Raw genomic sequence first — 6052 nt, 5'->3', positions numbered from 1 at the left:
GCTGACGCGAATAGCGAGCTATTTAAGGAAGCCCATGACGAAACAGTGCATAAAAATTCTTATAAAAGAAAACTCTATGAATTAATCAGTGCTTCCCAAGGGCCACAGACTCTGCGGAAATACGGAAAAGCACCGCCCCAGTCCCGATTTCAATTGCGCCATCAGCCGCGTCCTTTCCGAATTTCAGTATTCCTTATTTCTATTATCGCCATGTCTAAATTATTAAGAAGTAATCATCCTAATTTTTAGGTAAGTGTCATACAATATTCTTCATTTGACTTTTTTCATTAATCTCCATATACTTAAAGTGTGTGCAGGCACACACAAAAAAACAATCAATTATCCTGCAAAATTAAAAGGAGGATTTATTATGGACGAAGCAAAAGTATTAGAAGAAATGAAGAGACTGAAAGGCACCCAGACTGAAAAGAACCTGCGTGCCGCTTATGCCGGTGAATCCCAGGCTCATGTAAAGTACAATCTCTTCGCCAACGAAGCAGAAAAGGATCCGGAATGCTCCCGCCAGATTGCTGACCTCTTCCGTGAAACTGCAAACAACGAAAGAGCTCATGCCAAAATCTGGTTCTGGCTGGTAGGCGACCTGAAGAAGACCACCGCTGAACATCTGAAGATGGCTGCTGAAGGCGAACACGATGAATGGACCTCCATGTATCCGGGATTCGCTGAAACCGCTAAAAAAGAAGGTTTCCCCCAGATTGCCTTCCTCTTCTCCAAAGTCGGTGAAATCGAAAAATCCCATGAAGCCCGCTACAAACTGCTCCTTGCTAACGTAGAAAACGGCCAGGTATTCAAGAAGGGCGAAAAGAAACTGTGGATGTGCGCTAACTGCGGCTACACCGTAGAATCCGTAGAAGCTCCGCAGGAATGCCCGGTTTGCGGCCATCCAAGAAGCTTCTTTGCTATCAAAGCTGAAAACTACTAATACCAAATAAAAAAAGGCAGCCCCGGGGCTGTCTTTTTTTATGGCATGAAATTTACAGGGGAGCGCCCTTTGAGCGCGATCGGAGGGAAAGGTTCTTAAGATTGATAGGCCCTTCGGGCCCAAAGGTTCTTAGGTTTGACGGGCCCCTGGCCCGAGGGTTGTGGTGGCCGCTGCGCGGCAGTTTATAGCCCCCTTCCTTTGGAAGGGGGTGGCCCCTAAAGGGGAAACGACTCACTACATTTTGTGCGTCGCTTTGCTCCTACAAAATGTGTTCGCTGTGCACGCCGTTAGGCGACGGAGGATAGCGGATTTTCGTAAAAAATCCGAGGCCCTGAAATGGCCTGATTTGATTCATAAGTATAAAGTGTATTACTCGGTGTTCCTCAGGGCTTTGTCCAGCTCCTTTCTGAGAAAGGAGCCTGCGTTACCTGCTTCCCTTCCCGCCCTCACTTGCGCGCATTCTGCATAGAATGCGCGAGTCGGCCAAAGCCCTCCCGAGGAGAACGATGGTGAGTTTCATTGGTATGCTTACCCTCGTACACCCTTTTGCCACTACGTGGCATTTCCCCTCAAGGGGAAACGAGAAATTCAGAGGGGCCTTCCTTTTATTTGGCCGACAGACCATCCTGACCCCGGGCGAAGAATTTCGGTAAACATCTCTAATAACTTTTACCAGCTCACTAGTCCGCTAGCCCACCAGCCCACCAAAGTTGTTTTCTATAAACTGGCGGCGCAGCCGCCCACCAAAACCCTCAGCGGCGAAGCCGCTGTCAATCTTAAGAACCCTCGGGGCGAAAGCCCTGTCAAACCTCAGAACCCTCACGCCCGCCAGGGCGTGTCCATTTCAAAAAAATCTGCGCACCTCACCGATGCGCAGATTTCTTTATTCTACAGAAACCAGTTCGATTTTGAAATTCAGTTCCTTCCCTGCCATTTCATGATTGGCGTCAAAAGTAATGGTGGTATCGGTCTTTGCTGTCACCTTCACCGGGAAACGCTGGCCCATAGGATCCGTCAGCACCACCCGCGCCCCCACCGGGAGCTCCGAAGATCCGGGCATCTGATCCATATTGATAGTCAGAATGTTCCGTTCATCCGGCATACCATACGCTTCCTCCGGCATGAGGTGGATATTCTTGATTTCCCCCACTGCCATATCCTTCACCGCTTCATCAAAGCCCTTGATCATCTGGCCGGCGCCGCACACAAACTCCAACGGCTCTCCCCGGTCATAGGAAGAATCAAACTTCGTTCCGTCATTAAACGTGCCCTCATAATGGACACGGCACTTCTTATTCACGTTGCTCATAGAAAACTCCATTTCTTTATAATACCCATGGGGCGAATACGCTTATCATTATACAATAGAATGGGATTGAGAGCTAGTATGGCGAAGGTTCGTAAGTGTAACCAGCTCCTTGTGCCTAGCAGCTGGTTACGTTACCAGCTGCCAGCCCGCATTGACAGACTACCAGCCGCTCCATGTCCCCCACCACCACAAAGAAACCCGGTGCCTTCCCATCCCCTATGCCCAATGAGTTCGGTGTCTGCATGGTCTACGGCCGCTGCTGCACGAAGTGCGACGGCGCGTGCCAGGCATGAGTCTCCCGTCATTTCTGCCGAGATAGATGATGAAGTCCTGGATTTCTCTGCTGTTTTTTCAGTTTACACTGATTTTCACCCTTTTTCCGGAAAAGGTGAGGGAAAAGGCGGTACCTTTTCTGCTTTCCATCACTCCATAGAATCATTTCTTATGCGCACTTGGAAACATATGGAGTGATTTCCTGCAAAACCGCGGGCCTTTCATGCCCCTCTACTATATAAATAACGGCAGGTCCCGTTTTTTGAAAAGAGCAGAAAACTTTTTCAAATTTTTATTTGGCAGCGATGACCACGCAGCCTTATAGACACAACCTTATCATGAAGGAACGGCGTCCTTCCGGACCCAAAAGACTATCCCTCTCCCATTTGTAAGGGCCTGTCACCGACCTTCTTCCCTATGGGTCATAGCGACCTTGACTCCTAAAAGCAGCTGAATCAGTCCTGCAGCCAGGTATACTTCCCAGATGCCCAAGGCCATGGAAATGAGAGAGGACAGAAGAGGGCCGCACATATTTCCAAACTGCTGGGCCGTATTGGAGAGACCGAATATGCGGCCTCTGAAATCGGAGGGTGTATGCTCCACCAGGGCCGCATTAATGGAAGGATTGGCACCGATAACGAAGCAGCCCACCAGAAACTGGCAGATACCGAAGCCCCAGATGGAGTCGGGGATGGACTGGAGAATCGTAAAGGCGCCGGCGGAAAGAAGGGTCAGGGCCATGGCGTAGTAATAGCCATGAGACTGTCCGAATTTTCCCCACAGAGTGGTGGTAAGAGCGCCTGCCAGACCGCCGCTGGACATGATGAAGCCGGCGGTGAGCTCGATATTTCCTTCATGATGCATCAGCTCTCCCACATAGAGGGATGTAACGGGCTGTATCATCAGAAGGGTGGTCTGCAGGAAAAAGGTGAGAAGAAGGAGTTCTCTCAGGGAGGGATTATGGGCTGCATAGGAAAGGTCCTGGGAAATAGAAGTCTTTTCTCTGGTTTTATGGACAGTCCCGGTATTTCTATCTTTCACGAAAACGATAACTGCCACTGCCACGATCCATAGAAAAAGGGCGGAAAGGAAGAAGGTATTCCTCATACCGAAGGCATGGGACAGGGCACCGCCCATGAGGGGCCCCAGGATGCCTCCCACCACCAGGGAGGTCTGGGCCATGCCCAGGGTGCCGCCCAGTTTATCGGAGTCGGCGCTGTCGGAAATAATGGCCATGGAAGCAGCCACAAATCCGTTGGCAAAACCCTGGAAGGCCCGGGCTGCCATAAGGTGATACTGATTCTGGCAGAGTCCGCAGAAAAGATAGGAAAATCCCAGAAGCACCGCTGCCCGAACGGCCATTTTTTTCTTCCCGCCCAGATCGGCCAGTTTGCCCCAGATAGGACCCATGATGCCGGCCACCAGGAAGCAGCTGGAAAACACAAGTCCCGTCCAAAGGGCGATTTCATGATCCGGCACCCCCAATTCCCCCAGGTACAGGGGAAGAAAAGGAATCACCATGGTGTAGCCGGAGGCAACCAGGAACATACTGGCTACCAGGGTGATGATGTTTTTATTGTAGCTCAGAAACAGCCCTCCTTTCATGGAAAATGAAACTTATATGTGAGCGCAGAAATCTTTGAGGTGAAATTTCTGTCAATTTCTGGAGCCTTCGTTCTCCAGTCTCTCCTTTAGGGAAGCGCTGATTAAATCATTGTTTGCTTTTATTCTTGAATTTTTATGCAATGCGAGGAATGGGCTGACGCGAATAGCGAGCTATTTAAGGAAGCCCATGACGAAACAGTGCATAAAAATTCTTATAAAAGAAAACTCTATGAATTAATCAGTGCTTCCTTAGCTATGGACGCACTTTTTCCATCCATTGCAGCCCGTCATCCATCATATTAGTAGTCACAAAATGGCCCAGAAGCGGATAAACCACTCTTTCCGCCTTTCCCCCCGCCTTCACCAGTTCTTCATAGAAGTGAGCCTGGGCTCTGGGGTCTATGGAGCCATCGCTGTCTCCATTGGTCATGAAGATGGGCACATCTTTAAGGGTATCAAGATGGGCCATAGGCGATTTCTTTTCGATTTCATCATAAAGGGGCCAGTCTTTTTTCACGTAAATGCCGAAGCGGGCCTGAATGAAGAGATGGGTCAGGAGCCAGTCGCCGGAGCCGTTGAAGGAAACAATGCCTTTTACGTCTTTCCCATAAGTGCTTCCTATGCCAAGGACAGAAAGGCCGCCCATGGAGTGACCCAGGATGAAGGGCTTTTCGCTGTATCTTTCTTTGATGTAATCTGAAAGGAAAGGAAATTCTTCCATATTCCGGAAAATGGTTTTCCAGAATATATCATAGTCTTCTTTCTGATAGAAGTCTTTCAGGGCTCCCCTTTCACCGTGATAGAGGGCTTCGGGGATGAAAACAGTATAGCCATTCACTGCCAGGATGGAGGCCTTGGTCAGCTGGTATTCGGCCCGGCTGCTCCAGCCGTGATAGAGAATGGCGGGATTTCCTGTTTCTATGGGCGGATGCACCAGAATGACAGGAATGCCGTGGATGTCTATTTTTTCAGTTTTCAGCTGGTTCATGATGCCTCCCTTTCAGTTCGGGGTGGAAATAGTCGGTCCATTTCCATCGGTTATGGAGCCAGAACCATTCTTCCGGATAGGTGCGGATCCATTTTTCCAGTCTTTCATTCACCTTGTCCGTAATATTTTTGATGGCTTCCTTTTTCTTCAGTCCTTCGTCGGCATGAATGGGGTCACCAATAATGATTTCATAGTGCCAGGGGCTGGTTTCATGAATGAAGGCAGTCATCACGGGCAGGCCGGTGAGGAGGGAGAAATGGGCCGGTCCTGTGGCGGTTAGGGTTTCCTGCCCCAGAAAGGGCGATAGGATGCCTGTGTCACCGGGATCCTGGTCGCAGAGAAGGCCAACGAAGTATCCTTCCTTGAGTCGGCGCAGCATATCCCTCACCCCTGTTTTATATTCCACCTTCTGCCCCGGCATGGAGCGGTATTCACAGAGGAAACGATCGAAGTCTTTGTTCTTCTGCTGCATGGCCACGGAAAGGAGGGGATAGCCATAGAGGGCAAGGGCCGCTCCTTCCACTTCCCAGTTGCCGCAGTGGGTAGCAGCCAGGATGCAGCCTTTCCCCTCTTCCTTCAGGGCATCCAGTTTTTCTTTTCCCCGGATGGTGACATAGTCCCGGATATTGTTTTTATGGAGAAGGGGGAAGCGGAACATGGATATCCCCAGGGGGCCAAAGCGGAGAGATGCATTTTTGGCAATCTTCTCTGCTTCCTTCCTGTCTTTCGTAATGCCGGCACGGAGAATATTATTCACAGCCAGTTTCTTCCGCTTAGGCGGAACAAAGGTCCAGAAGAAATGACCCAGCCCCCGTCCCATGGTTTCGGCGCCGGAGGGAGAGAGACGGCAGGCCGCCCAGCCCATGATTTTCAGTAATCTGTATGTTGCACCCATAAGCAAACCTCGAAATGAAAAAAGAAAGAGGGCCGGGTC

General features: G+C 50.0%; 7 protein-coding genes. 2 read left to right on the top strand and 5 right to left on the bottom strand.

Going from position 1 to position 6052, the window contains the following annotated elements; translation table 11 throughout:
* On the top strand, window positions 1-249 hold a 249-nt coding region (locus HMPREF9453_RS12230), incomplete at its 5' end, for a hypothetical protein (RefSeq protein ID WP_222859636.1).
* Between the two features lie 121 nt (window positions 250-370).
* Window positions 371-943, top strand: coding sequence for a rubrerythrin (rbr, locus tag HMPREF9453_RS02200; protein ID WP_008858934.1), 573 nt, complete (start codon window positions 371-373; stop codon window positions 941-943).
* A gap of 883 nt (window positions 944-1826) precedes the next feature.
* On the opposite strand, the gene HMPREF9453_RS02195 is transcribed toward rbr, so the two are convergent.
* The 5 genes from HMPREF9453_RS02195 to HMPREF9453_RS02180 all read right to left on the bottom strand — a co-directional run bounded on the left by HMPREF9453_RS02195 (window position 1827) and on the right by HMPREF9453_RS02180 (window position 6013).
* Entirely contained in the window at window positions 1827-2252 is a 426-nt protein-coding gene (locus HMPREF9453_RS02195; RefSeq protein WP_008858933.1) for an FKBP-type peptidyl-prolyl cis-trans isomerase, read from the bottom strand.
* A gap of 115 nt (window positions 2253-2367) precedes the next feature.
* Window positions 2368-2496, bottom strand: coding sequence for a hypothetical protein (locus HMPREF9453_RS12350; RefSeq protein ID WP_262359545.1), 129 nt, complete (start codon window positions 2494-2496; stop codon window positions 2368-2370).
* Window positions 2497-2924: 428 nt separating this feature from the next.
* Entirely contained in the window at window positions 2925-4130 is a 1206-nt protein-coding gene (locus tag HMPREF9453_RS02190; protein WP_008858932.1) for an MFS transporter, read from the bottom strand.
* Between the two features lie 253 nt (window positions 4131-4383).
* A complete protein-coding gene (locus HMPREF9453_RS02185; RefSeq protein WP_008858931.1) occupies window positions 4384-5118 on the bottom strand; it encodes an alpha/beta hydrolase family protein in 735 nt (244 codons plus the stop codon).
* Window positions 5099-6013 carry a lysophospholipid acyltransferase family protein gene (locus HMPREF9453_RS02180; RefSeq protein ID WP_008858930.1) on the bottom strand — a complete coding sequence of 305 codons (915 nt, stop codon included), beginning with the start codon at window positions 6011-6013 and terminating at the stop codon, window positions 5099-5101. Before HMPREF9453_RS02180 ends, HMPREF9453_RS02185 begins: the two co-directional genes overlap by 20 nt.
* Window positions 6014-6052 lie beyond the last annotated feature (39 nt).

Source organism: Dialister succinatiphilus YIT 11850 (assembly GCF_000242435.1).
GTDB lineage: Bacteria > Bacillota > Negativicutes > Veillonellales > Dialisteraceae > Dialister > Dialister succinatiphilus.
The sequence above is the reverse complement of the archived record's forward strand: the minus strand, read 5'-3'. Positions and strand labels throughout refer to the sequence as shown.

Bases quoted from the DNA above. Each gene is read 5' to 3' on its own strand.
- rbr (WP_008858934.1), top strand. From the start codon at position 371: ATGGACGAAGCAAAAGTATTAGAAGAAATGAAGAGACTGAAAGGCACC.
- HMPREF9453_RS02195 (WP_008858933.1), bottom strand. From the start codon at position 2,252: ATGAGCAACGTGAATAAGAAGTGCCGTGTCCATTATGAGGGCACGTTT.
- HMPREF9453_RS12350 (WP_262359545.1), bottom strand. From the start codon at position 2,496: ATGCAGACACCGAACTCATTGGGCATAGGGGATGGGAAGGCACCGGGT.
- HMPREF9453_RS02190 (WP_008858932.1), bottom strand. From the start codon at position 4,130: ATGAAAGGAGGGCTGTTTCTGAGCTACAATAAAAACATCATCACCCTG.
- HMPREF9453_RS02185 (WP_008858931.1), bottom strand. From the start codon at position 5,118: ATGAACCAGCTGAAAACTGAAAAAATAGACATCCACGGCATTCCTGTC.
- HMPREF9453_RS02180 (WP_008858930.1), bottom strand. From the start codon at position 6,013: ATGGGTGCAACATACAGATTACTGAAAATCATGGGCTGGGCGGCCTGC.